Annotated in this window: 21 protein-coding genes; 14 read left to right on the forward strand and 7 right to left on the reverse strand. The window is 59.6% G+C overall.

The features are described from left to right. Positions 1-54: 54 nt before the first annotated feature. From ABI660_RS16970 to ABI660_RS16980, 3 genes are read left to right on the forward strand one after another with little or no spacing between them, the layout of a single operon-like run. Complete coding sequence (locus ABI660_RS16970) at positions 55-1,491, forward strand: site-specific integrase (RefSeq protein WP_348070278.1); 1,437 nt, start codon at positions 55-57, stop codon at positions 1,489-1,491. Positions 1,492-1,523: 32 nt separating this feature from the next. Beyond that, positions 1,524-3,797 (forward strand): hypothetical protein, encoded by a 2,274-nt coding sequence (locus tag ABI660_RS16975; RefSeq protein ID WP_348070247.1) that lies wholly within the window; start codon positions 1,524-1,526, stop codon positions 3,795-3,797. Positions 3,798-3,807: 10 nt separating this feature from the next. Further along, positions 3,808-4,221, forward strand: coding sequence for a hypothetical protein (locus tag ABI660_RS16980; protein ID WP_348070249.1), 414 nt, complete (start codon positions 3,808-3,810; stop codon positions 4,219-4,221). 467 nt (positions 4,222-4,688) lie between these two features. On the opposite strand, the gene rpmG is transcribed toward ABI660_RS16980, so the two are convergent. From rpmG to trxB, 3 genes are all read right to left on the reverse strand, one after another. Next, on the reverse strand, positions 4,689-4,856 hold the full coding sequence (rpmG, locus tag ABI660_RS16985) for a 50S ribosomal protein L33 (RefSeq protein WP_007863188.1): 168 nt from the start codon (positions 4,854-4,856) through the stop codon (positions 4,689-4,691). 11 nt (positions 4,857-4,867) lie between these two features. Further along, complete coding sequence (gene rpmB, locus ABI660_RS16990) at positions 4,868-5,101, reverse strand: 50S ribosomal protein L28 (RefSeq protein WP_077593832.1); 234 nt, start codon at positions 5,099-5,101, stop codon at positions 4,868-4,870. A gap of 347 nt (positions 5,102-5,448) precedes the next feature. Continuing rightward, complete coding sequence (gene trxB / locus ABI660_RS16995; protein ID WP_348070280.1) at positions 5,449-6,399, reverse strand: thioredoxin-disulfide reductase; 951 nt, start codon at positions 6,397-6,399, stop codon at positions 5,449-5,451. A 198-nt stretch (positions 6,400-6,597) separates the two neighbouring features. Here trxB and ABI660_RS17000 point away from each other — a divergent pair, with 198 nt between their 5' ends. From ABI660_RS17000 to ABI660_RS17035, 8 genes are all read left to right on the forward strand, one after another. Continuing rightward, entirely contained in the window at positions 6,598-7,275 is a 678-nt protein-coding gene (locus ABI660_RS17000; RefSeq protein WP_348070252.1) for a Crp/Fnr family transcriptional regulator, read from the forward strand. Between the two features lie 69 nt (positions 7,276-7,344). Next, the gene (locus tag ABI660_RS17005) at positions 7,345-9,693 is read left to right on the forward strand and encodes a DNA translocase FtsK 4TM domain-containing protein (RefSeq protein ID WP_348070254.1); all 2,349 of its coding nucleotides are present in this window, start codon (positions 7,345-7,347) and stop codon (positions 9,691-9,693) included. A gap of 103 nt (positions 9,694-9,796) precedes the next feature. Next, entirely contained in the window at positions 9,797-10,510 is a 714-nt protein-coding gene (gene lolA / locus ABI660_RS17010) for an outer membrane lipoprotein chaperone LolA (protein WP_348070256.1), read from the forward strand. Positions 10,511-10,526: 16 nt separating this feature from the next. Next, positions 10,527-11,867 (forward strand): replication-associated recombination protein A, encoded by a 1,341-nt coding sequence (locus ABI660_RS17015; protein WP_348070258.1) that lies wholly within the window; start codon positions 10,527-10,529, stop codon positions 11,865-11,867. A gap of 258 nt (positions 11,868-12,125) precedes the next feature. Then, entirely contained in the window at positions 12,126-13,055 is a 930-nt protein-coding gene (locus ABI660_RS17020; protein ID WP_348070260.1) for a branched-chain amino acid ABC transporter permease, read from the forward strand. Between the two features lie 13 nt (positions 13,056-13,068). Continuing rightward, positions 13,069-14,178: an ABC transporter ATP-binding protein gene (locus tag ABI660_RS17025; protein WP_348070282.1), complete on the forward strand. Its 1,110-nt coding sequence runs from the start codon at positions 13,069-13,071 to the stop codon at positions 14,176-14,178. An 11-nt stretch (positions 14,179-14,189) separates the two neighbouring features. Further along, positions 14,190-14,957 carry an ABC transporter ATP-binding protein gene (locus ABI660_RS17030; RefSeq protein ID WP_348070262.1) on the forward strand — a complete coding sequence of 256 codons (768 nt, stop codon included), beginning with the start codon at positions 14,190-14,192 and terminating at the stop codon, positions 14,955-14,957. 14 nt (positions 14,958-14,971) lie between these two features. Then, the gene (locus ABI660_RS17035) at positions 14,972-15,688 is read left to right on the forward strand and encodes an ABC transporter ATP-binding protein (protein WP_348070264.1); all 717 of its coding nucleotides are present in this window, start codon (positions 14,972-14,974) and stop codon (positions 15,686-15,688) included. 210 nt (positions 15,689-15,898) lie between these two features. On the opposite strand, the gene ABI660_RS17040 is transcribed toward ABI660_RS17035, so the two are convergent. Continuing rightward, positions 15,899-16,903, reverse strand: coding sequence for a hypothetical protein (locus ABI660_RS17040; RefSeq protein WP_348070266.1), 1,005 nt, complete (start codon positions 16,901-16,903; stop codon positions 15,899-15,901). 1 nt (position 16,904) lies between these two features. After that, positions 16,905-17,981 carry a hypothetical protein gene (locus ABI660_RS17045; protein ID WP_348070268.1) on the reverse strand — a complete coding sequence of 359 codons (1,077 nt, stop codon included), beginning with the start codon at positions 17,979-17,981 and terminating at the stop codon, positions 16,905-16,907. Between the two features lie 235 nt (positions 17,982-18,216). Here ABI660_RS17045 and ABI660_RS17050 point away from each other — a divergent pair, with 235 nt between their 5' ends. After that, on the forward strand, positions 18,217-19,122 hold the full coding sequence (locus tag ABI660_RS17050; RefSeq protein ID WP_348070284.1) for a tripartite tricarboxylate transporter substrate binding protein: 906 nt from the start codon (positions 18,217-18,219) through the stop codon (positions 19,120-19,122). 601 nt (positions 19,123-19,723) lie between these two features. On the opposite strand, the gene ABI660_RS17055 is transcribed toward ABI660_RS17050, so the two are convergent. Beyond that, positions 19,724-20,767, reverse strand: coding sequence for a CDP-6-deoxy-delta-3,4-glucoseen reductase (locus ABI660_RS17055; RefSeq protein ID WP_348070270.1), 1,044 nt, complete (start codon positions 20,765-20,767; stop codon positions 19,724-19,726). Positions 20,768-20,835: 68 nt separating this feature from the next. On the opposite strand from ABI660_RS17055, the gene ABI660_RS17060 reads away from it, so the two are divergent. Beyond that, positions 20,836-21,765 carry an SDR family oxidoreductase gene (locus ABI660_RS17060; RefSeq protein ID WP_348070272.1) on the forward strand — a complete coding sequence of 310 codons (930 nt, stop codon included), beginning with the start codon at positions 20,836-20,838 and terminating at the stop codon, positions 21,763-21,765. Positions 21,766-21,865: 100 nt separating this feature from the next. Here ABI660_RS17060 and ABI660_RS17065 read toward each other — a convergent pair whose 3' ends face one another. Further along, the gene (locus tag ABI660_RS17065) at positions 21,866-22,993 is read right to left on the reverse strand and encodes a hypothetical protein (protein ID WP_348070274.1); all 1,128 of its coding nucleotides are present in this window, start codon (positions 22,991-22,993) and stop codon (positions 21,866-21,868) included. A gap of 333 nt (positions 22,994-23,326) precedes the next feature. Between ABI660_RS17065 and ABI660_RS17070 the strand changes: the two genes are divergently transcribed. Further along, positions 23,327-23,781 (forward strand): filamentous hemagglutinin N-terminal domain-containing protein (locus ABI660_RS17070; RefSeq protein WP_348070276.1); only part of this gene is annotated, 455 nt, incomplete at its 3' end.

The raw sequence follows: 23,781 nt of genomic DNA on the forward strand, positions 1-23,781 counted from the left end.
CACGGTGGAGGCCTGACTTAAACCAAACAGCCTCCATGAAACACGGGGCGGTTCATTCAGAATTACCGCGGGCAGCTAGTCCTGCGGTTTGGTAACGAGGGTTATCTCATTAGACTCCGATTCTTCCTCAAAACTTGGCATAGCCTTGGTTATCCCGGGGTACACCGCGACGTTTATGAAGTGTTGACAGGGATGTCCCTCAAAAATTCAGAGGTTGGACGTGCTGTTAGATCCATGGATCCAGAAAAGGGTCCTTTAAACGCCACTGAGCTGCACGCTTTCGTCAAAGACATCCAAAGTGCGTACGAACGCGGTGATCTTGAATTGGAGCACTTTTCTGTTTGTCTGTTACTGAGTGCTACAGGCCGCCGTCCAATCCAGTGTGCGAATCTCAAGTGCAAGGATCTTGATAACGGCAGGCCCGGAAATCTAATGGCATCCGAGTTTCACACTGATTCTCCGAAGGATCGTGCCGCCAACTTGCTACTAATGCATGTTCCTCGCGTTAAGCAGTACGGGGCCACCTTTCGCGATGAATTTCGCTCAATTCAGTGGTCATCAGAATTCTTTGCGTTGTTTCGCATGCTCCAGCATAAAACGCAGAGTGGATTTGAGGACTTACTCGGAGCCTATGGTTGGAATCTTCAATCACAGGAACTCAGCGAAATCCTTGCGAATTTGCCGTTGTTTCCCGATAAGGAATGTATTGTAGAAACGCTGGATAGTCTCGCGCCGTTGCTTCGTGATGATCGGCACGGTGAGGCCTTACATGCGCTCCACGCGGCTGCAGTGGGTGCGCAATGGCACCGGACTGGTGGGTCTGTCCGTGAAATGTTGCATGTTGCTGTGAAAATCAGTGGCAGTGTGTCAAGAACGGGCGAATCACTCAAGATCAACGGCCAGCGGTTGCGTTACACCAAGGGCACTAACCTAGCCCGGGAGGCAGTTGGGAGGGACACCATTGCTTGGCTTCTCGATCACAGTTCGGTAGAACTGGTGCACGTTTATACAGACAATCTTCCCGAGCATGCCATTCCTGCTAACGCTGCCATGGCGCTATCTCCGACCATGTGCAACTTGGCTCAGCTGTTCCGAGGTCAGTTGGTGGATGGAGAAGAGGATGCACTGGCGGGGAACGATTCGAGATCAAGCCGAATTCATTTCAAAGATAAAGGCACCGCAACATGCGGAACACGCAAGCAATGTGGAATGGGCAATCGTATTCCCCTCTGTTGTTATGAATGCGAGCACTTTCAGCCATGGCTGAATGGGCCGCACACTGAGATACTCGCCGAGCTGTTAGAGGAGCGCCGCGAGCGCGAGGACACACTTGGGTTAGATCACCCTATCACTAAGGTCGCTGACTCCACTATTGTGGCCGTCATCAATGTGATTCAACGCTGTGAAGTTCGTCGCCAGCAATTAACAGGCAGTGGGAGAAACAATCCCATAGCAAAGGAGAAATCGGAAGCGAAAGAACCTCGCGGATGAGCTTACGTAAACACAATCTATAAGGCACGCGAATGATTCCGTATGTCCTAACTCCGTTAAGGGCGAGCAACCATAGCAAGGTCTTCCAGAATTTGGAAGAGTATGTTCGCTCAGCGAAGAAAGACTTGACTGTCCTGGGGATTAGCCTCGATTGGGACGCCTGGAAGTGGCCGGGGGTAGGATCATTCATCAAGCAAGGTCCTGTCGAGGCCGGTCATTCAAGGCGAAAAAATGTACCCTTCACCTACTGGCTGGACCCTGCTTTCATTGACTTCGCCAAGGCCTTCATTCGCGAACGTTGCGCACAGAATCCGAGAGCAAGTGTTACCGCCAGCCAAACCCGCCTTGCAGCCTTGCGAATGCTGGAATTGGCTCTGCTTGAGTTTCATCCCTCAGCCGCTCCGGCCAACATTGATTTGATTGTCTTGGATCGAACTGCGGCCTTGGCTAGTGAACACTTCAGCTACCATCAGGCCTACCTTATCGGGAAAACCTTGGAGAGCATCGCTAAGGTACTGACGAAGCAACAACTTGTATGCGTAGCAGTTGGCAATTGGACTTCACCTACCCGGCATGAAAGACCGCTAGGCGGAGCAGTGGGTAGTAGCGGAGAGGCCTATCGGTCGGCCAGACTTCCCGATGTAAATTCCTTACAAGCCATGGCTGAGATATTCAATCACACTCTGAATCCGCTTGATCCGACCCACCAACGCGACATCTACACCACCAGCATCACAGCTCTTCTCCTAGGGGGGCCATCTCGCGGTGGAGAAGAGGTTCATCATTTGCCAGTTGATCTCGTCATCAGGGCTACCGACCGGTTTGGCAAAGAGCAACTTGGTTTACGGTGGGAGGCCGGCAAGGGTTTTGGGCACTATGTGAAGTGGATCTGGGATGGTATGGTGCCTACGGTCGAAATCGCGTTAGATCGCTTGAGGCGCATGACCGAAGGGGCAAGAGAGTTCGCTCGGTGGATGGAAAACCCAAAGACTGCATGTCAGTTCTATCGACATGAAGGTTGTCCAGATGTGGATGGCGCCGAGCTATTGACTGTGACGCAAGTGTGTATGGCTTTGGGAATGTCGACGATCAATCCGCCTACCTCATTGCGCCAGGTTGGGTTGGTGCAGCAAAACTATACGTACTCCCTAAACGATCTGTGGAAGCTGTATGTGCTGCCGCTGCATAAAAAGAATCATCCAGATTTCCCCTATATCGACGCCAAGCAGGCGGCCAAAGGAAAAAAAGGCGGGCTCAAATTCAGCGAAGCCCTTTTTTGTATGCGCGCACATCAATTGCACGGTCTTCGGGGTACCAGTCCTTTCAACCTCTGGATGCCCTCGCTAATGGTGTACGGGGCAGACACTCGCTGCTCAACCGATACACGAGCCAACATCTTTGATCGTCATGGCTATAGAGGAAGTGATGGCGGTTCACTTACGCTCAAATCTCACAGTTTGCGGCATTTGCTGAACACGGAAGCCCAGCGCGGCGGGATGACCAACGAAGATATTGCCTGGTGGTCTGGGCGCGTCCATCAGGCGCAAAATCAAGTTTATAACCACATGACTGAACAAGAGCGCGTGGACCGAGCCAAGGAGCGACTTGGTGATAAAAGCGGTCGCATGAGCATCGTTCCCTTCCATGCCAATGACCCGAATGCTTCTGTGGGTGAACCTGCATCGCATCAAGATTCCCATGCCATCACGAAGTGTGGATACTGGAATATTGATTCACTTCGGAAACCAGTCTCCTGCAACGATTTGGATTTGCAACCTCAGTTGGCCGGCATCAATACCCTTTATGGGCGCTGTGAACATGACTATGTGCTCAGTCCTTGCGAGGGCCTCGGACATTGCTTGGACTGTAATGAGCACTCATGCATCAAGGGGTCTGGGACCGATGAGCGAGAAAAACTAATGCGGATAAATGAGCTGATGGACCGAGTCGCCCGAGAGGTGGACCGAGCCAAAGCCAAGCTGGATCAGGGGGACTGGGGGGCGCAGGATTGGTACACAGCCCAATGCAAGTGGTACGACAAACTCAAGCAACTCGTCGAGATTCTTCATAGTAACCGGGTTCCCGACGGTGCGGTCATCAAGCTTGCGGGCGCTAATAGTCAAACTCACCTGCATCGTGTACTACGAAGCGTAGCCATGCGAGGGCTAGAGAATGAAACCCTTCCCGACTGTGTGGTTCAGGAAATGCTTAACGCGATAAAACAGCACGACGAGGGCTCCCATCCCATCATTGTCTACAGACCACCTTTGCTACCTCCAAATTCTGGATTGAAGCAAGTCGAATAGGATCACTCGCATGTCGCGCAACAAGCACATCCGCCCAGACGATGTTGACGCCATAGTAAATATTATCCGTGGCTGGTCCGAGGAGAAAATTAGCTGGAATTTAGTCTGTGAACAGTCAAAACTGATTCTGGGCTATCGGCCTGGGCGCCAGGGATTGAGCGCCCATAAGGCCATACTGATGGCCTTCCAGGCCCGCAAAACAGGTCTGAAACAAGGACCTCCACCAAATGTCGCACTTCCCAGTAGTTTGGCTGCAGCAGCTCATAGGCTAAATGCGAAAGATGCAGAAATCCGTGAGCTCAAGACAAGACTGGCTCAATTGAATCAGCAGTTTGTGGTTTGGCTCTACAACACACGGGGTCGGCTCACGATGGAGCAACTCAATCGACCTCTGCCTTTGATAGATCGGAGCCACACTGGGTGAGATATGTGGTCGCAGGGCGTTGTAAGCAAGCGATTTCCTATATGCCTTAGACCCTAGGTTGTTGCTGCTTGTGCGGCGTCACCTTGAAGGCGCCACTGCTGGATTTGCGACAGGTTTGAGCCAGACGGCAGCCGCGTCGGTTGGTTCCAGGACTCTGAGGTTTGCATCCTGCCAAATCCCCACCGCTACTTTTTCCAGTTGCGCTGTGCTTACGGTGTGCCAATGCTCATGCAGTCGTTCGGCACACTTCGCTATTCATTGAGTTGGAGTAAGAGAGTCCCTGCCTCAGGATACCAATATACTGTTCATTTGTACAGTAAAAACTGAGCCCTGATTCTTAACTACATTTCAACAAGATGTGAAATAAATGATTTCTGCCAAAAATAAAGGACACCGAAGTGTCCTTATTTAATATTGTTTTGCCTCGAGAGTTCGCATGTTAGCGACACTCTTGGTCTTATCTACATCTATTTCAGCTTGATTTCCTTGTATTCCACATGTTTGCGTGCTTTGGGATCAAACTTCATAATCAGCATCTTGTCAGGTGTGGTTTTTTTGTTCTTGGTGGTCGTGTAGAAATGACCAGTGCCAGCTGTCGATTCCAGCTTGATTTTTTCGCGTGCGCCTTTTGCCATGATGATTCTCCTTAGATTTCACCGCGGGCACGGAGGTCCACCAAGACTGCGTCGATGCCGAGCTTGTCGACCAGACGCAAACCGGCGCTGGTCACACGCAGGCGGACCCAGCGGTTCTCAGTCTCGACCCAGAAACGGCGGTATTGCAGATTAGGCAAAAACCGGCGTTTGGTTTTGTTGTTTGCGTGAGAAACATTGTTCCCCACCATCGGGCCTTTGCCCGTAACCTGACAGACGCGTGCCATGAGCACTCTCCGTATAAAAAAGAAAAAAAGGGATGCTGGTACCCGTCGGATACTCAGCCAAGCCTGCGATTATAGCCTGAAAACCAGGCGCCCTCAAGCCTCAAGTTTCCAACGCGGCGAGACCGCGGTTTTCCGCTGCCCACCGAAAAATATCAGCCAGAGCGTGGATCCGGCTCCGCCGGCCCGCAGGCGCAGCGGCCTCCGGGGCAGGGCGTTACACGAAGTGAGCAGTCGCGGGGGCTCTTCAATTCAAGCAGGGGCCGCGGGTCCGGCTTTGCCGGCCCGCAGGCGCAGCGGCCCCCTCGGGGGGCAGGGCGCTACAGGCAGTGAGCAACCGTGGGGGCTTATTAACTCTGTTCCAGAAAGCGCTGCGCGTCGAGCGCAGCCATGCAGCCGGTGCCGGCGCTGGTGATGGCCTGGCGGTAAACATGGTCCTGAACGTCGCCTGCGGCAAACACACCGGGCACGCTGGTCATGGTGGCAAAACCCTGCAGACCTGAGCGGGTGAAGATGTAGCCATCTTTCATCTCCAGCTGGCCGGAAAAGATGTCGGTGTTAGGCTGGTGGCCGATGGCGATAAAACAGCCCTGCAGCGCGATGTCCTGCGTGGTGCCGGATTCCGTGCTTTTGAGCCGCACGCCATTCACGCCGGCGGCATTGCCCAGCACTTCGTCGAGGGTCTGGTGCAGTTTCAGTTCGATCTTGCCGGCCGCCACTTTTTCATGGAGCTTGTCGATGAGAATGGCTTCGGCCTTGAACTTGTCGCGGCGGTGAACCAGGTAGACCTTGCTGGCGATGTTGGACAGGTAAAGCGCTTCTTCCACGGCCGTGTTGCCACCACCGACCACGCAGACTTCCTGGTCGCGGTAGAAAAAGCCGTCGCAGGTCGCGCAGCCCGACACACCGCGCCCCATGAATGCCGTTTCGGAATCCAGGCCCAGGTATTTGGCGGAAGCGCCTGTGGCGATGATCAGCGCGTCGCAGGTGTAGGTGCCGCTGTCGCCAGTCAGCGTGAAAGGGCGCTGGCTGAAATCGACCTTGTTGATATGGTCGAAGATGATCTCCGTCTTGAAGCGTTCGGCGTGCTCCAGAAAGCGCTGCATCAGCGCCGGGCCCTGAACGCCCAGCGGATCTGCCGGCCAGTTGTCGACGTCGGTCGTGGTCATCAATTGCCCACCCTGCGCAATGCCTGTGATCAGCACCGGATCGAGGTTGGCACGCGCGGCATAAACGGCTGCCGTGTAGCCTGCGGGACCAGAACCGAGGATGAGAACTTTAGAATGTCGCATGGTGAAAATCTGTATGGAAAAGCATGGGAACTCAGTTAGAGTCGGGCTGATATCAGGGTTTTAAAAGCCCTGATGAGGGGAAATAGTTGGCACAACACACGCTATTGTAAGAACTCGTGCCGGAAGGCCGCCGTGCTGGGGAACGCGCTTCCCGGGATGCGGCGGGCTTTTGGGCCCGGTCAGTAGCGCGGTCTGGAGAAGTTTGGTATGTCTACGATGGTGTCTAACCTTGAACTGATTCGTCGGGTGCCCCTGTTCTCGATGTTGACGACCGGCCAGGCCGAATCAGTGGCCCAGGCTGTGCTCAAGCGCCGTTACAAGCGTGGGGAAGCGATTGTCGAACAGGGCAAGAAGTCCAACGCCCTGTCCATCATCCTGACTGGCCGGGCCCGCGTGGTGACCACCGATGCGCGCGGCCGGGAGGTGATTCTTGCCACCATGCATCCGGGTGACTATGTCGGCGAAATGAGCCTGATCGACAACGAGCCCCATTCGGCGACGGTACGCACCGAGGTGCAGACGGATGTGCTGGTGGTGGGCAGGCAGGAGTTCGCCCGCTGCCTTCCCGAAAACAGCTCCATGGCTTATGCGGTCATGAAAGGCTTGGTGCAGCGCTTGCGCCAGGCAGACCGCAAGATTGAATCGCTGGCGCTGATGGACGTGTATGGCCGTGTTGCCAGAGCCCTGCTGGAATCAGCCCTGCCTGACCGCGAGGGCAACACGGTGATCCGAGAGAAGGTCTCGCGCCAGGATCTTGCCAAAATGGTCGGAGCTTCGCGGGAAATGGTCAGCCGGGTCATGAAGGACCTTGAGGAACGCGGCTTTATTGAGACGCGGGCCGATGGCTCGATGTGGGTCAAGGACCGCCTCAATTCCCTGGGGTGAGGGCCGCTTTCCGGTCACCTTTCCCGTCATGAAGGCCTGATCATCTGAGGTAAGCTCAGCAGTCGCCTTATGACTTATTCACTCGATACCTTGAACTCCAGAACATCTGCTGCGGCCGGTTCCGCGGGCGGCGTGAAACGTTTTGCGCATGAAGTCAGCCTGATCCTGGGCCTGCTTGCGCTGGTCTTCTGGCTCGGTGCCCTGCTCAGCTATTCGCCGCAGGACGCGGCCTGGTCCACCACAGGCAGCCGCGAAGCGGTCATCGTACTGAAGGCCGGCGAGGCCGTTACCCGCAATTGGGGCGGCCGCCTGGGTGCCCACCTGGCCGATGCCAGCTATTTCCTGTTCGGGTTTTCCGTGTGGTGGGCGCTGGCCGCGGGCGTTCGCGCCTGGCTGGGCTCGCTGGCGCGCGGCCTGCGTGGCCAGCCGGCATCCGGCACGGTGGCGAGCCGTGTCCGATTCTGGTTTTGCCTGGCACTGCTGCTGCTGGCCAGCACGGCCCTGGAGTGGTCGCGCCTGTACCGCTTTGAAGTCAGCTTGCCCGGCCATGCCGGTGGCATTCTGGGTTATCTGGCAGGGCCCGCCAGCGTGAATTGGCTGGGGTTTACCGGTTCCGGCCTGGTCTGGATTGCTCTGGGCGTGATTGCCGTGTCGGCGGTGTTTGCGTTTTCCTGGGCCCTTGCCGCACAACGCATAGGTGCCTGGATTGACGAGCTGATCGAGTCGCGCCGTGAAAAACGCGAGATCGCCGAAGACCTCGCGGTGGGGCGCGCTGCGGCCCGCGAGCGCGAGGAAATCCTGCATGAAGAACGTATCGAGATCGAGGAGCACCATCAGGTGCCGGTGCTGATTGAGCCGACGTTGGCCGATATTCCCAAAAGCGAGCGGGTTGCCAAGGAGCGGCAAAAACCGCTGTTCAGCGAGATGCCGGACTCCAAGCTGCCGCAGGTGGACCTGCTCGACGGCGCGCTGACGCGCCAGGAGACCGTGGCGCCCGAGACGCTGGAGATGACCTCGCGCCTGATCGAGAAGAAGCTCAAGGACTTCGGCGTCGAAGTGCGTGTGGTCGCCGCCGCGCCGGGGCCTGTGATCACGCGTTATGAGATCGAGCCCGCCACCGGCGTCAAGGGTGCGCAGATTGTGAATCTGGCCAAGGACCTGGCGCGCGCGTTGAGCCTGGTGTCGATCCGCGTGATTGAAACCATTCCCGGCAAAAACTACATGGCGCTGGAGCTGCCGAACGCCAAGCGCCAGTCCATCAAGCTCAGTGAAATTCTGGGCTCACAGGTCTACAACGAGGCCAAGTCCATGTTGACCATCGGCCTGGGCAAGGACATCAGCGGTGCGCCCGTAGTGGCTGACCTCGCGAAGATGCCGCACTGCCTGGTGGCCGGCACCACGGGTTCGGGCAAGTCGGTCGGCATCAACGCGATGATCCTGAGCCTGCTCTACAAGGCCGATGCGCGCGATGTGCGCCTGCTGCTGATTGACCCGAAGATGCTGGAGATGAGTGTTTACGAAGGCATCCCCCATCTGCTAGCCCCTGTGGTTACCGACATGCGCCAGGCCGCGCACGGCCTGAACTGGTGTGTGGCCGAGATGGAAAAGCGCTACAAGCTCATGAGCAAGATGGGCGTGCGCAACTTGGCCGGCTACAACGTCAAGATCGACGAAGCCAAGGCACGCGGCGAATTCATCTACAACCCCTTCAGCCTGACACCCGAGCAGCCCGAGCCGCTGGAACGGCTGCCTTACATCGTCGTTGTGATCGACGAGCTGGCCGATCTGATGATGGTGGTCGGCAAGAAGATCGAGGAACTGATTGCGCGGCTGGCACAAAAGGCACGCGCTGCCGGCATTCACCTGGTGCTGGCGACACAGCGCCCCAGCGTGGACGTGATCACCGGCCTGATCAAGGCCAACATCCCGACGCGCCTGAGTTTCCAGGTCAGCAGCAAGATCGACAGCCGCACCATCCTCGACCAGATGGGCGCCGAAGCGCTGCTGGGCATGGGCGACATGCTCTACATGCCCAGCGGCACCGGGTTTCCGATTCGCGTACACGGTGCGTTTGTCAGCGACGACGAAGTGCACCGCGTGGTGGCTTACCTGAAGCAGCAGGGCGAGCCCAACTACATCGACGGCGTGCTCGAAGGCGGCACAGTGGACGGCGAGGGCGACCTGCTGGGTGACGGCAACGGGGTCAGCGAAGGCGACAAGGACCCGATGTACGACCAGGCGGTTGAGATCGTGCTGAAAAACCGCAAGGCCTCCATTTCGCTGGTGCAGCGGCATTTGAAGATCGGCTACAACCGGGCCGCCCGCATGCTGGAGGAGATGGAGAAATCGGGGATGATCAGCGCCATGTCGGGCAGCGGCCAGCGTGAAATTCTGGTGCCTGCACGCGCTGAAGGATGACAGCCGGGCATTTACCTGGGCGATACATTGTTCGGGCAACCATCGCCTGCAGGCTGGGTCTTACCAGCACTGTCCACCCCACGGGGCTTGCCCCAGAACTGCCATGACCCATTTTTCCTTCCTGTCTGCTCCACCTGCCCGCCGCTTTTTCGCTCCTGCCTGCCGGGGCGTGGTGGTCGGCCTTTTTGCACTTTTTTCCATAGCTGCCAGTGCCCAGGTGGCCACGGTCAGCGGCCTGGAAAGCCTGGAGGCTTTTGTCAAAAACACCAAAAGCGGCCGCGCCGTTTTCACCCAGGTCGTGACCAGTCCGGCGCGTGACGGCCAGACCGCCAAAACCAAAACCTCCAGTGGAAGTTTTGAGTTCCTGCGGCCGAACCGCTTCAGGTTTGTCTACAAGAAACCGTTCGAGCAAAGCATCGTGTCGGACGGCCAGACCCTGTGGCTGCACGATGTAGACCTGAACCAGGTCACCGCGCGCAAACTGACGCAGGTGCTAAACGGCACGCCGGCCGCCGTGATTGCCGCCGCTGCCGATCTCAAGGCCCTGCAGGCCGATTTCACCCTGGTGCCGCAGCCCGACAGAGACGGCCTCGAATGGGTGCAGGCTACGCCGAAAACAAAAGAGGGGCAGGTGCAGAACCTCACTGTCGGTTTCAGGAGCACCGGCAAGGGCAGTGAACTGGCCGTGCTGGAGATCCTCGACAGCTTCGGCCAGCGCTCGGTGATGACCTTCACCCAGTTTGAAATCAACCCAGCGCTCACCGCCGCCGGCTTCCAGTTCAAGCCACCGGCCGGTGCAGACGTGATTCGCCAATAAAGAAAAGAACACAAGCATGGCCGCCCCCGCCGAGACCCCGTTCGGGCAGGACGCCGATGCGCGGGCGATGGCTCCGCTGGCCGAGCGTCTGCGCCCCAAAACCCTCGGCGAGGTGATTGGCCAACAGCATTTGCTTGGCGAGGACATGCCGCTGCGCATTGCCTTTGAGTCGGGCCAACCGCACAGCTGCATTTTGTGGGGCCCGCCCGGCGTCGGAAAAACCACGCTGGCGCGCCTGATGGCCAGCAGCTTTGACGCGCATTTCATCACCATCTCGGCCGTGCTCGGCGGTGTCAAGGACATCCGCGAGGCAGTCGAGCAGGCGACGATCTGGCAGGGGCAAAGCGGCAAGCGAACGATCGTGTTTGTTGACGAGGTGCACCGCTTCAACAAAAGCCAGCAGGACGCCTTTTTGCCGCATGTGGAAAGCGGGCTGTTCACCTTTATTGGCGCCACGACCGAAAACCCCTCGTTCGAAGTCAACTCCGCCTTGCTGTCTCGCGCGGTGGTGTATGTGCTGCAGCCGCTGGGGGATGAAGATCTCAAGAAAATAGTGGCCAAAGCCCTTTCGGAACGTGCGCTTCCAGCTATTAAATCAATAGCGAATGAGGCGGTGGACCAGCTCGTGGCCTATGCCGACGGCGATGCCCGGCGCCTGCTCAATACCCTGGAGTCGCTGGAGGTAGCGGCCCGTCGCGAGACCAAAGGCGGCAGCCTGGAAGTCACCGCCGCCTGGTTGCTCAAGGTGCTGGGCGAGCGCATGCGCCGCTACGACAAGGGCGGCGAGCAGTTTTACGACACCATCTCCGCGTTGCACAAGTCGGTGCGCGGCTCCGACCCGGATGCCGCGCTGTACTGGCTGGTGCGCATGCTCGACGGCGGTGCTGAGCCCAAGTACATGGCCAGGCGGCTGATACGCATGGCCAGCGAAGACATCGGCCTGGCCGATCCGCGCGCGCTGCGGCTGGCGCTGGACGCCGCCGAGGTCTACGAGCGGTTGGGCTCCCCCGAGGGCGAGCTGGCCCTGGCCGAATGTGTGGTCTACCTGGCTGTGGCGCCCAAGTCCAATGCGGTCTACAAGGCTTTCAACGAGGCTAAAGCGCTGGTTAAAAAAGACGGTACGCGACCGGTGCCCATGCACCTTCGCAACGCGCCGACCAAGCTCATGAAAGAGCTGGACTACGGCAAGAACTACCGCTATGCGCATGACGAGGAGGACGGCTTTGCTGCCGGCGAAACCTACTTTCCCGACGGCATGGCCGCGCCCGAGTTTTACCGGCCCGTCAACCGGGGGCTGGAAATCAGGATTTCAGATAAGTTGAACGAGCTGAAATCCCGGAACAAGCAGAAAAACTAATGGAAAGCAAAACCTCCTGATATCGCCTGATTCAGCCTCATAAATGCAGTTGCTCGAGGGTTAACCCGGCGAAAAGCAGCATGCTGGCTCGATTCTCGCTAGAGATGCCTCGCTACAATTTGCGAATTAGCTCGCCACCCAATCCAGTACCCCTGGTGTTGATAGGCGGGCTTTTTGTTAACTCGCCAGATCCCATGGTGATCCCATGGGCTCGCAGCGCAAGCCGAGTTGGCAATTTCAATCAAACGGAGAGTGAGTATGGAAACTTTGCTTCAGCAGATCATCAATGGACTGGTGCTGGGCAGCATGTACGCCCTGGTCGCCCTAGGCTACACCATGGTGTACGGCATCATCGGCCTGATCAATTTCGCCCATGGCGAGGTCCTGATGGTGGGGGCCATCACCAGCTGGACCATCATCGTCTGGATGCAGGAGGCCATGCCAGGCACGCCGGGCTGGATCATTTTGCTGATTTCGCTGCTGATTGCCTTTGTGGTTTGCGGTGCCCTTAATTTTGCAATTGAAAAAGTCGCCTACCGGCCATTGCGCAACTCGCCTAAACTGGCCCCCCTGATCACCGCCATCGGCATGTCCATCCTGCTGCAGACCCTGGCCATGATCATCTGGAAACCCAACTACAAACCGTACCCGACCCTGCTGCCCTCCGAGCCGCTGCAGTTTGGCGGGGCGGTGATCACCGTCACGCAGATTTTCATCCTGGGTGCCACGGTGATTTCGCTGGCCATCCTGATGTATCTCGTCAATTACACCAAGCTGGGCCGCGCCATGCGGGCCACCGCCGAAAACCCCCGGGTCGCAGGCCTGATGGGTGTCAAGCCCGACACCGTCATTTCTGCCACCTTCATCATCGGTGCCGTGCTCGCGGCGCTGGCCGGCGTGATGTACGCCTCCAACTACGGCACGGTGCAGCACACCATGGGTTTCCTGCCTGGCCTGAAGGCCTTTACCGCCGCGGTGTTCGGTGGCATTGGCAACCTCGGTGGCGCGGTCCTCGGCGGCATTCTGCTGGGCCTGATCGAAGCGATTGGCGCCGGCTACATCGGCCCGCTGACCGGCGGTGTGCTGGGCAGCCAGTACTCCGACATTTTTGCCTTCATGGTGCTGATTTTTGTGTTGACGCTGCGGCCCTCCGGGCTGCTCGGCGAGCGCTTGGCCGATCGAGCCTAGGAGAACAAGCATGATGAAAAAAAACAGACTCGTCACCTTCCTGGTGTTTGCGCTGGCACTGCTGGTGCTGCCCTTGCTGCTGCAGCAGGGCGGCAACGCCTGGGTCCGCATTGTCGATATGGCTTTGCTGTATGTGCTGCTGGCACTTGGCCTGAACATTGTGGTCGGCTACGCCGGCCTGCTTGACCTCGGCTACGTTGCCTTCTTTGCCGTCGGCGCCTACCTGTTTGCCCTGCTCGGCTCGCCCCATCTGGCCGATGCCTTTCCGGCGGTAGCTGCTGCCTTCCCGAACGGCCTGCATTTGCCGATCTGGGCTGTCATACCGATGGCGGCCTTGGTGGCCGCCTGTTTTGGGGTGCTGCTGGGCATTCCCGTGCTGAAGCTGCGCGGCGATTACCTGGCCATCGTGACGCTCGGCTTTGGTGAAATCATCCGCGTGTTCCTGAACAACCTGGACCGCCCGATCAACCTGACCAACGGGCCCAAGGGCATCAACCAGATTGATTCGATGAAATTCTTCGGATTCGACCTAGGCAAGACGCACCAGTTTCTCGGCTTCGAGGTGGCCTCGGTGTCGATGTATTACTACCTTTTCCTGGTCCTGGTGATCGTCTCCGTGATTATTTGCCACCGGCTGGAAAACTCGCGCATCGGCCGGGCCTGGATGGCGATCCGCGAGGACGAGATTGCGGCCAAGGCCATGGGCATCAACACCCGCAACATGAAGCTGCTGGCCTTCGGCATGGGCGCCACCTTCGGCGGTGTGTCCGGCTCCATGTTTGCCGCTTTCCAGGGTTTCGTGTCGCCCGAGTCCTTCAGCCTGATGGAGTCGGTGATGATTGTCGCCATGGTCGTGTTGGGCGGCATCGGGCACCTGCCCGGCGTCATTCTGGGTGCCTTGCTGCTGGCCGCCTTGCCGGAGGTGCTGCGCCATGTGGCCGGGCCGCTGCAGGCCATGACCGGCGGCCGTCTCGACTCCGCCATCCTGCGCCAGCTGCTGATTGCACTGGCCATGATCGCCATCATGCTGTCCCGGCCGCGCGGCCTCTGGCCCGCACGCGAGCACGGCAAGTCGCTGAACAAGCCTGTCGGCCCGGATCCCATCCAGTCAATCAATCCCTAAGGAGAATGGATATGAGCGAAACCATTCTTAAAGTCTCCGGCGTGTCCAAGCGCTTTGGCGGCCTGCAAGCCCTCAGCGATGTCGGCATCCATATCGAGCGCGGCCAGGTTTACGGGCTGATTGGCCCCAACGGCGCCGGAAAAACCACTTTCTTCAATGTGCTGACCGGCCTCTATACGCCCGACAGCGGCACCTTCGAGCTGGCCGGCAAGCCCTACAAACCTGCCGCAGTTCACGAAGTGGCCAAGGCCGGCATTGCACGCACTTTCCAGAACATCCGCCTGTTTTCCGACATGACGGCGCTGGAAAACGTCATGGTGGGGCGCCATATGCGCACCAAGTCAGGGCTGATTGGCGCTGTGTTCCGCACGCCGGGTTTCAAGGCCGAAGAAGCGGCGATTGCCAAGCGCGCGCAGGAACTGCTCGACTATGTAGGCATCGGCAAATATGCCGACTTCAAGGCGCGCACCCTGAGTTACGGCGACCAGCGCCGCCTCGAGATTGCCCGTGCATTGGCCACCGACCCGCAACTGATCGCGCTGGACGAACCCGCGGCCGGCATGAACGCCACCGAGAAGGTGCAACTGCGCGAGCTGATTGACCAGATCCGCAAGGACAACCGGACCATTTTGCTGATTGAACACGACGTCAAGCTCGTGATGGGCCTGTGCGACCGCGTCACCGTGCTCGACTACGGCAAGCAGATTGCCGAAGGCGCGCCTGCTGAAGTGCAGAAAAACGAAAAAGTGATCACCGCCTATCTGGGCACAGGTCATTGAAGGGAACCACAAACATGGCAAATACACTTCTCAAGGTGACCGGTCTCAAGGTGGCCTACGGTGGCATCCAGGCGGTCAAGGGGGTTGACTTTGAAGTCAACGAGGGCGAACTGGTCACGCTGATCGGCTCCAACGGTGCCGGTAAAACCACCACCATGAAAGCCATCACCGGCACCTTGCCGCTGCTCGATGGCGATATCGAATACCTGGGCAAAAGCATCAAGGGCAAGGGCTCGTGGGACCTGGTCAAGGACGGCCTGGCCATGGTGCCCGAGGGCCGCGGCGTGTTCACGCGCATGACCATCACCGAGAACCTGCAGATGGGCGCCTACATCCGCAGCGACAAGGCCGAAATAGCCGCCGACATGGAAAAGATGTTTGTGCTGTTTCCGCGCCTGCGCGAGCGCAAGGACCAGCTCGCCGGCACCATGTCCGGCGGCGAACAGCAGATGCTGGCCATGGGCCGCGCGCTGATGAGCCGGCCCAAGGTGCTGCTGCTCGACGAACCTTCCATGGGCTTGTCCCCCATCATGGTTGACAAGATTTTTGAAGTCGTCAAGGACGTGTCCGCGAATGGCGTGACCGTGCTGCTGGTCGAGCAGAACGCCAGCCGTTCGCTGGGCATCGCCGACCGCGGCTACGTGATGGAGTCGGGGCTGGTCACCATGAATGGCGAGGCCAAAGCGCTGCTCAATGATCCGCGGGTCCGGGCGGCTTATCTGGGCGAGTGATTTCAAGCCTTTTTGGCCTCTAGCCCTTTGGTGGCGGGTGCTGGCAGCTATTTAATTCATAGCATCATTTGGTTTCACCTGCTCGGGTGGAATCTGCCTCAGCCTGTGCAAGCTTGCGCTTGCGCAGGTTCTCATGCACGCCGCGTTTAGCCCCAGCTTGCCGGCAAGCCGAAGGCGTCAGAATAAGTCGCGACCTCTGCGAGGGCAGGTTTATTTCCCCGCCGCGTTCGACTTCTCAATCCCGCTGGCCACCGCCTTGGCCAAACTGTTCGACAAGGCGCTGTCGCCCGTCACCTTGCCCAGCGCCGCACCTGTCACCATCTGGATCAGGCGCGTCGAAGGGTCTGCATTGGCCGCAGCAGTGTTGGAGCCTTCCGGTGCCGTGGCATTTTTCATCAGCCCGCTCACCAGATCCATTGCAAACCGGTTGCCCGAACTGCCACCGCCACCACCGCCGCTGGAGCCTGCCATGGTGAGTGCCACCTGGCCCAGAATCGCAAAGGCTGTGCGCCAGGCCTTTTCGCTTTCCTGCTGCTTGAAGTCGCCGACGGCAATCTGCAAGTCGCGGTGGTATTGCTGCTGCAACAGGGCCATGTAGTCGGGCCGCGCCGGCATGAACATCACCACGCCGCCACCCACTACCGCGCTGTTGCTGACAAAGAGGCCGGTTTCCTTGCTGTTGTCTTCCAGGTCCACCTTGTCGCCGTAAAAAATGATGTGGCCCATGGTGATGCGCCCCGCCTCCGTGCCCTTGGCCGGCATGTAGTCAAAGCGGCCGCGGTATTCAATGCCGTTGCCCAGCGCATACACGCCTTCGTAAGGCACTGCCAGGCGGGCTCGCATGAAAGCGTGATCCATGCGCCCGAAGCTGCCGGTGAATACCGGCACGATGTTCATCGCCCCGAAACCCCGTATCTGGCTGCCGCGGTCCATCAAGCCATCCGCGCCGTAGAACTGCTCGTATTTTTTCCCTTTGGTCAGCGGGTGGCTGACCAGGTAACGTTCGCCTGGAATGGTCTTGCTGCCCTGCCAGTTGCCTTCCAGCATCTGGTTCTGGTACATGTCGTGGACGATGCCCTGGCCGTTGCGGCAGTCGCCCTGCACACATTTGTAGAAGTCCGCATTGGAAATGTCCAGCGCGTGAGCGCAAGGGGCCATCGACGCTGCCAGCAAGGCCGTTGCAAGCGCGCGGCGCTGAAAGGTCTTGCCTATCACATCAGTCTTTCGGGCAGGCCATGGCCTTGGTCAGCACACCCTGAATAAAGCAGGTGCGCGTTTCCAGCATTTCCACACCATTGACGGTCACGAGGCGGGCGGTCTCCATGCCGGGCATCTGGTCCAGTCGCATGCCTGATGCCTTGAGGTAGTTTTCCTGCACCTGAACCTGCTCGCCGTGGGACGTGCCGTTTTTCATAGGCGTTTCGCTGCTCATGAAAAACTTGTCATTTTTGTACATGGTCATTTTATTGACGGGTCCATTCAAGCCGGTTGTGAACTGGCTGTCCAGCTGCTGCTGGAAGTTGACGTTCACGCCAAACAGGCCGCCGGTGATTTTGGGGGCCATGCTGACGGTGAAGGAGGTCGTCTGTCCTGCCTGGAAGTTTGTATATAGCACCACTACCTGTGGCTCCGGAGCGTCTGGAACCTTGCTTTTTTCCATCATCTGCGCCATCTGTGCATCGTCGTAAAGGGTTTCGTTGCGCAGTGCCTGCTGGGTCACAACGAGACTCTCGGTGACCTGCAGCTTGCCGTCCTTGAAAACCTGGAAGTGGCGGCTCGCCTGCTGCGACTGCATGCGCATGGTCATCTTCACTTTCTTCTCTCCAATGAGCATGTTGTTGATGTTTTCCATCAGCGTGTCGAACTGCACCAGGAACTCGGTCTCACCGTCAAGCTTTCCGTCCTTGCAACTGGCCTTGATCGGCGTGATGCGGATATTGCTGTACTTCGTGGGCATGGCGGCGGCCTCCGGGTCCATGCCCATGTCGCGCAACTGTTTGCGCGACATCAACCGGATCTTCTCGGCCTCTTCCGGAATCGCAAGAAACAGCCCAAGCGGCTGGTACAGGTCACGCTGCGGGACGTCACAAGGCATCGCCATGGGCGCTGCGGGCGGCTTGAAGTAGTTGGGGTCGGCCTTGATGCGTGCATAGTCGGCCTGAAAACGTTTGACCAGCGCCTGCGCTTCGGGCTGGGGCGGGTTTGGAAGGTCCAGCGCCAGTGCAGAGAAACTGGCCATGCCGGCCAGGCCCAGCAGGAAACGGCGCGGAAAAGACGGGGTCAAGCGATGCATAGGGGCTCCGGGAGAGGGTGCGGGTCATCTTAGTCAACGCCAGGCGATCAGGGCATCCCGCGTTTGTGGGAGGCGCCGGCTGCGCAAGGGCGGCTGCTCAGGGAATGCCACGGTGACCGGGGGTGCTTTCTTTTGCACAATCAGGGGTATGAAAACATCATTCCTGCCCTCTTTCGCAGCCCGTACGCTGGCCCTCTCGGCTTTTGCCTTACTGGCCTTGTCATCCACCGCGGCCATGGCGCAGACCAAAGTCATGCGCATCATCGTGCCCTATGCGCCCGGCGGCCCGATCGACGTGACCGCACGCCTGATGGCCGAACGCGTCAAGGACAGCCTGGGAACGGTCATCATTGAAAACCGTCCCGGCGGCGGCGGCAACATCGGCGCCGATGTGGTGGCCAAGGCTGCACCTGACGGCCTGACCATCGGCATTGCCGCCGTGGCCACCCACGCCATCAACCCCTGGCTTTACAGCAAAATGCCCTACAACGCGGCCACCGACTTTGCGCCCATCACGCAAATGCTGCGCGTGCCCAATGTGCTGGTGATGAACGCCGACACGGCCCAACGGCTGAACATCCAGAGCCTCGCCGACCTGATCCGTTATGCCAAGGCCAACCCGGGCAAGCTCAATTACGCCAGCGGCGGCAACGGCAGCGCAGGCCACCTGGCCGGAGAAATGTTCAAGAAGGACGCCGGCATTTTTGCGCTGCACATCCCCTACAACGGCGGCAACCCGGCGCAGTTGGCGCTGCTCGGCGGCCAGGTTGACTTCAACTTCGACAACCTCGCCACCGCCTCCGCCAACATCAAGGCCGGCAAGCTCAGGGCCCTGGCAGTGACCACCGAAAAACGCAGCGCCGCCTTGCCCGATGTGCCGGCGGTGGCAGAAACGCTCAAGGGTTTTGCGATTGACACCTGGTGGGGCCTGGTGGCACCGGCCGGCACGCCGAAAGACGTGGTCGCCAGGCTTAACCAGGCATTTGTTGCCGCCCTGAACTCGCCAGAAGCCAAGACCCGCTTTGCCGCCCTGCTGGCCGAGCCGGTGGCCAGCACGCCCGAGCAGTTCGGCGCGTTCATGAAAAGCGAGCTTGCGAAGTACGAAAAGGTGGTGAAGGCTTCGGGGGCTCGGGTGGACTGATTTTTGGCCTTTTGAGGATCTGGCCCTTATGTATTGGGTTTGTGTAGCTATTGAATTAATAGCTAATTGAGCCATTCATCCACCAAATCCGTCATTCCGGACTTGATCTGGGATCCATGTTTGCTAATTACTCGCGTGGTTCTGGCTGTGGTGGTCTGCCAGCAAGCCGGGGGTTGCCCGGCGGCAACTCACTTTTCTTTTGCGTCGCCAAAAGAAAAGTAAGCCAAAGAAAAGGCGACCCGATGGTCTGGGTCCTTCCGCTTCGCTCCAGGCAACTTCCGGTGCTCGCCGAAAGCGGGGTCGAGCTCGAACTCGCTTCGCTCAGACAATCGCTCGCCCTGATCCACTTTCGGCTGCGCTCCTCGGCCCAGCCCGACGGGTGGGGGGACGAATGCGGATACGGGGAGACCTGACGCGCGAAGCGCGTCAGGTCGGATCCACGGAACCGTCATTCATGCACGCGAGCGCAGCACACGCGGCCAAATGAAGTCCCCCTCCATCGCCCAGCGGGGCGAGGGAGGGGTTAGGGGTGGGAGTGGGGAGTCCGACCTACTGTCCAGAGCAGACAACAGGCGCAGCGTGACGCAAGCAGTGCAAAAATTCAGGCCAAAGCCTTCGCCTTGTCCGCCTCGGTAGTGAACGAATCCGCAAAAAACTCTTCTTCCGGCAGTTTGCCCAATGCACTGTACTCGGCCCGCGCCGAATCGACGACGATGGGCGCACCGCAGGCATAGACCTGATGGCTCGACAGGTCGGGAAAATCCTCCAGCACCGATTTGTGCACGAAGCCGGTCCGGCCGGTCCAGTTGTCTTCTGGCAGTGCGTTGGAAATCACCGGTACATACGTGAGGTTGGGCATCTCTGCCACCTTGGACAGCACCCAGTCGTTCATGTACAGGTCCGCCGGCCGGCGGCCGCCCCAGTACAGCACGGCCGGTCGCGTGATGCCCTTGTGCTGCATGTGTTCGATCAGTGCCTTGATGGGCGCAAACCCGGTGCCCGATGCCAGCAGCACCATGGGTTTGTCGCTGTCTTCGCGCAGGAAAAAGCTGCCATAAGGGCCTTCAACACGCAGGATTTCCTTTTCTTTCATGGCGGTGAACACGTGGTCGGTGAATTTGCCGCCGGGCATGTGGCGGATGTGCAGTTCCACGCCGGGGTTGTCGACTTGCGTGTGCGGCGCATTGCCCATGGAGTAGCTGCGGCGGTCGCCGTCGCGCAGCAAAAATTCCACGTACTGGCCTGCGTGGTACTTGAAGACATCGCTGGCCGGCAACTGCAGCCTGATCACCATCACGTCATGCGAGGCGCGCACCATGGTGTTCACGCGGGTCGGCATTTTCTTGATCGGGAAGGCACTTTCGTCGGTAACCTGGCGCGACTCCAGCACCACGTCGGTTTGCGCCACGCCGCAGCAGGTCAGGACGAATCCGGCCGCTTCTTCTTCGTGGCTCAATGCCTTGACCTGGTGCGGACCATGCACCACCGTGCCTTCGAGCTTTTTGCATTTGCACGATCCACAGGCGCCGTCCTTGCAGCCGTAAGGCATGCCCACGCCCTGGCGGATGGCCGCTGCAAGCATTGCTTCGTCGGGGTTGGCGGTGAAGGTGCGGCCGCTGGGCAGCACGGTGACGTTGAAAGTCATACTGGTTATCCTCTGACGTAATCCTGTTTTCTTATAGCTCTGGCTGTTTTGCAGCAGATTCCCCAATTTTGCCCTCAAACCAAAGTCCCCTTGGCGCCCTGCCTTCCCGTTTTCGCCGCCAGCGTGTCCTGATCGTCGGTTGCGGCGATGTCGGCCTGCGTGCCGCGCGCCTGCTGGCACCGCGTGTCCGCTTACTGGCGTTGACCTCTTCGCCCGAACGCGAACCCGGATTGCGCGCCCAAAACATCACACCGCTCGCTGGCAACCTGGACCAGCCAGCCACCTTGCGCCGGCTGGCGGGGCTGGCCACCCGCGTGATCCACCTGGCGCCGCCGCCCGGCGAGAACCTGCCCGACTGGCGCCGCGACCCACGTACGCTGGCCCTGCTGCGCGCGCTGCGGCTGCGCGGCCTGCCGCAGTCGCTGGTGTACGGTTCAACCAGCGGCGTTTATGGCGACTGCCAGGGCGAGTGGGCCAGGGAGACGAGGCCCGTCAACCCGCACACGCCGCGTGCGCAGCGAAGGGTGGACGCCGAGGCGCAACTGCGATTTTTTGGCCGTTCCAGCGGCGTGCGTGTGCACACGCTGCGCATTCCTGGCATTTACGCACCCGACCGCGAAGGCGGCACGCCGCGCGGCCGCCTGCTCAAGGGCACGCCGGTGCTGGCGCAGGCCGACGACGTTTTCACAAACCACATCCACGCCGACGACCTGGCGCGCGCCTGCGTCGCGGCTCTGTGGCGCGGCAAGCCGCAGCGCACCACCAATGCAAGCGATGACACCGAACTAAGGATGGGCGACTACTTCGATCTCGCGGCCGACCTCTACCAGTTGCCGCGTCCGCCGCGGGTCGCACGGAGCACCGCGCAAGACGAGTTGCCGCTGGTGCTGCTGAGCTTCATGAGCGAGTCGCGCCGGCTCGACAACACGCGCCTGAAGCAGGAGCTGCGGCTCCGCCTGCGCTACCCCACGGTTGAGACCGGCTTGCGCGACGATTGAGCGCGCCGGAGGTGGGTGCGCAGTGTGCAAACACATGCGCCTGGCGCTGGAGCGGCGAACCTGGCCGGCGTGGCTGCCGTGAACCTGTGCCGCGGACTGTTCAGTAGTTGAATTTGTACACGCCGGGCCGCATGGCCGGGTTACTGCCGACGGGGCACTGCCCGGCGGAGAGCTTGCCGGCCCATTCGCGGTAGCTGAACATGGGCACCGGGCTCATCAAGCAAGCCGGCTGGCCGAACGGGTGAAGCACATGCAGCAGCTGGTGGCCGATCTCGTGCGCGCCCGACAAGCCCGCCAGTTGCGCGGCCTCCTCCCGCGTGTACGTTTCGCCGCCGCGCCATTGCACCAGCTGCGCATCGTTGCCGGTGAAGGCATAGGTGCTCCACACGGAAACGGTGCCGTAGCGCGACAGGCGGTTGTAGGTGGTCAGACCGTTTGAGTAGCCGCCGCGCACGGCCGTGTGCACCGCCGGCAAGACGTTCTCGACGCCGGCGATCAACTGGTTGGTCAGCACCAGTTCGAAGGGCACGTCGCCGTATCCCAGCGCCAGCCACATCGGGAACTCGTTGAAGGGCTGGCTGTCGATGGCCGGGTCGCCGTCCAGCGCCAGCCGCGTGCGCCAGCGCTCGACCCGCTCCAGCTGCAGCGCCGCGGTGCGCGCGCCGAACACCTCGAATGTCGCGGGTTCGATGGCACCGGTGTGCGGCCGGGCGAACGCGATCATCTCCTCCAACGGCTCGACGCCGGTGCGAAAGCCGCGCGCGAACGCGCGATCCAGTTCCGCGCGGTTGCCGCGGCCGGACTTGAAGTCGTAGCTTTCCTTCAGGGCCTTGGCGCGGCGCGCTGGCGGGATGGTGTCGAACAGCGAGGCGATGGTCACTTCCTTCACGGGCGCGAAACGCAGCTCGATGCCGAAATGCTCCTGGACCGCGCGTTGCATGGCCTCCAGCGCGATCGCAAGCTGCTGCGCGTCCATCCGCGGCAGGCGGGGATTGACCGCGTAGGCCACGCGCATTTCGACCGGGCCCGCTGGCAACACCGGCAAGGGCAGGGTCGCCGCGATGGCGGCCCGAGCGCACAGCAGCAGTGCCAGGGTGGCGAGGGCAAGGCGCAGAGGGGCGGTTCTCATCAGCGGCAGTGTGCCATCCGGTTTCTGCTTTAGCCATGGAGCTGTACAACTATTTTCTTCCTTCGGGTCGTTCCGCGTTCGCGTGGTGACGGTGCGCATCGCCGGGAGGGCCAAAAAAAAGGCGGCTAACACCTTGGTCTCCTTGCCGAAGATTGGAGTCTGCGAGCTTCTAAATGAGTCACGCCGATTCGACAACGCATGCTTGCCGCAGACACCGCGTCTGCTTTACCCCACAGTGTCGTGAAGGCCTGTTCTACAAAAGAAGTAGCTGTCCGCAACCATCCATCAAAGAGGGGAGCACGTTTTTATTACATCGAGAAGAACACTTTTTTTAAAGCGCTTTTTTTCGTTATCCAGACGGTCTCTTTGGATACGATCCAAAGAAGTGCCCTCCATTGTTTGTGACAAAAGAGGCGCGCGGGAGGTGAAAAAATGCACAAGCAACGTTCAAAAATCAGCGCAGAGTCAGGGGTCGGACTCCTCGGCGTCGTTGACCAACTGGTACGCAGCATCGCGGGTTTGCGCAAAAAAGCAGTCCGCAGCGCCGGGGCTGCCCTGATGCTGGGTGTGGCGACAGCCCATGCCGGCCCGCAAGACGGCCAGGTCACGGCGGGCTCAGCCAGCATCACTCAAGCGGGCTCCAACACCACCATCACGCAGTCGAGCCAGAACGCCTCCCTGACCTGGAAGAGCTTCAACATAGGTGCACAGGAAAGCGTCAAGTTCCTGCAACCCTCCGCCAGCGCCATAGCGGTCAACCGCATCCTGGACACCAACGGCAGCCAGATTCTGGGCCAACTCAATGCCAACGGTCAGGTCTACCTGATCAACCCCAACGGCATCCTGTTCGGCGCAGGTGCTCAGGTCAATGTGGGCGGGCTGGTGGC

The organism is Polaromonas sp., from assembly GCF_039930745.1.
Classification (GTDB): Bacteria; Pseudomonadota; Gammaproteobacteria; order Burkholderiales; family Burkholderiaceae_C; genus Polaromonas.

Bases quoted from the DNA above. Each gene is read 5' to 3' on its own strand.
- ABI660_RS16975 (WP_348070247.1), top strand. From the start codon at position 1,524: ATGATTCCGTATGTCCTAACTCCGTTAAGGGCGAGCAACCATAGCAAG.
- ABI660_RS16980 (WP_348070249.1), top strand. From the start codon at position 3,808: ATGTCGCGCAACAAGCACATCCGCCCAGACGATGTTGACGCCATAGTA.
- rpmG (WP_007863188.1), bottom strand. From the start codon at position 4,856: ATGGCAAAAGGCGCACGCGAAAAAATCAAGCTGGAATCGACAGCTGGC.
- rpmB (WP_077593832.1), bottom strand. From the start codon at position 5,101: ATGGCACGCGTCTGTCAGGTTACGGGCAAAGGCCCGATGGTGGGGAAC.
- ABI660_RS17000 (WP_348070252.1), top strand. From the start codon at position 6,598: ATGTCTACGATGGTGTCTAACCTTGAACTGATTCGTCGGGTGCCCCTG.
- ABI660_RS17005 (WP_348070254.1), top strand. From the start codon at position 7,345: ATGACTTATTCACTCGATACCTTGAACTCCAGAACATCTGCTGCGGCC.
- lolA (WP_348070256.1), top strand. From the start codon at position 9,797: ATGACCCATTTTTCCTTCCTGTCTGCTCCACCTGCCCGCCGCTTTTTC.
- ABI660_RS17015 (WP_348070258.1), top strand. From the start codon at position 10,527: ATGGCCGCCCCCGCCGAGACCCCGTTCGGGCAGGACGCCGATGCGCGG.
- ABI660_RS17020 (WP_348070260.1), top strand. From the start codon at position 12,126: ATGGAAACTTTGCTTCAGCAGATCATCAATGGACTGGTGCTGGGCAGC.
- ABI660_RS17025 (WP_348070282.1), top strand. From the start codon at position 13,069: ATGAAAAAAAACAGACTCGTCACCTTCCTGGTGTTTGCGCTGGCACTG.
- ABI660_RS17030 (WP_348070262.1), top strand. From the start codon at position 14,190: ATGAGCGAAACCATTCTTAAAGTCTCCGGCGTGTCCAAGCGCTTTGGC.
- ABI660_RS17035 (WP_348070264.1), top strand. From the start codon at position 14,972: ATGGCAAATACACTTCTCAAGGTGACCGGTCTCAAGGTGGCCTACGGT.
- ABI660_RS17045 (WP_348070268.1), bottom strand. From the start codon at position 17,981: ATGCATCGCTTGACCCCGTCTTTTCCGCGCCGTTTCCTGCTGGGCCTG.
- ABI660_RS17050 (WP_348070284.1), top strand. From the start codon at position 18,217: ATGGCGCAGACCAAAGTCATGCGCATCATCGTGCCCTATGCGCCCGGC.
- ABI660_RS17055 (WP_348070270.1), bottom strand. From the start codon at position 20,767: ATGACTTTCAACGTCACCGTGCTGCCCAGCGGCCGCACCTTCACCGCC.
- ABI660_RS17065 (WP_348070274.1), bottom strand. From the start codon at position 22,993: ATGCGCACCGTCACCACGCGAACGCGGAACGACCCGAAGGAAGAAAAT.